This window comes from Streptomyces sp. NPDC032822 (assembly GCF_055578825.1).
Genome location: NZ_JBVIOL010000059.1, coordinates 1 through 1,176, shown reverse-complemented (window position 1 = coordinate 1,176; position 1,176 = coordinate 1). Strand labels below are relative to the sequence as shown.

Here is a 1,176-nt window from a genome sequence, read left to right as displayed (position 1 = left end):
CTGCGGGAGTTCGTGACGGCGTCGGAGACGTTGCCGTTGCTGGTGGAGCGGGAGCGGGCGTTGTTCGGCTCGTGGTACGAGTTCTTCCCCCGTTCGGAGGGCACGCCGGAGCGGCCTCATGGGACGTTCCGTACGGCGGCCCGGCGGCTGGAGGCGATCGCGGCGATGGGTTTCGACGTCGTCTACCTGCCGCCGATCCATCCGATCGGCCACACCTTCCGCAAGGGCCGCAACAACACCCTCTCCCCCGGCCCCCACGATGTGGGGGTGCCGTGGGCGATCGGTTCGCCGGAGGGCGGCCACGACGCCGTCCATCCCGACCTGGGGACCATCGAGGACTTCGACGCCTTCGTGGCCCGGGCCCGCGAACTGGACCTGGAGATCGCCCTCGACTTCGCCCTGCAGTGCTCCCCGGACCACCCCTGGGTGCACAAGCATCCGGAATGGTTCCACCACCGCCCCGACGGCACCATCGCCTACGCGGAGAACCCGCCCAAGAAGTACCAGGACATCTACCCCATCGCCTTCGACGCCGACATGGACGGCCTGATCGCCGAGACCCTGCGCGTCCTGAGGCACTGGATGGCCCACGGGGTACGGATCTTCCGCGTCGACAACCCCCACACCAAACCCGTCGTGTTCTGGGAACGGGTCATCGCGGACATCAACCGCACCGACCCCGACGTGATCTTCCTGGCCGAGGCGTTCACCCGCCCCGCCATGATGCACACCCTGGCCCAGTCCGGATTCCAGCAGTCCTACACCTACTTCACCTGGCGCACCACCAAACAGGAACTCACCGACTACCTCACCGAACTCTCCGGTCAGGCAGCCGCCTACATGCGGCCGAACTTCTTCGCCAACACCCCCGACATCCTGCACGCCTACCTCCAGCACGGCGGCCGTCCCGCCTTCGAGACCCGCGCCGTGCTGGCCGCCACCCTCTCCCCCACCTGGGGCATCTACAGCGGCTACGAACTCTGCGAGAACACCCCCCTGCGCGCGGGCAGCGAGGAATACCACAACTCCGAGAAATACCAGCTCACCCACCGCGACTGGGAGACAGCCGACCGCGAAGGCCACTCCCTGACCCCCCTGATCACCCGCCTCAACACCCTCCGCCGCACCCACCCCGCCCTCCGCCGACTCAGGAACATCCACTTCCACACCACCGAC

Annotated in this window: 1 pseudogene; it reads left to right on the top strand. The window is 67.7% G+C overall.

Annotated features, from left to right (window positions below):
- Positions 1-1,176, top strand: a pseudogene (locus ACZ5VD_RS43920) (alpha-1,4-glucan--maltose-1-phosphate maltosyltransferase); the annotation flags it as partial.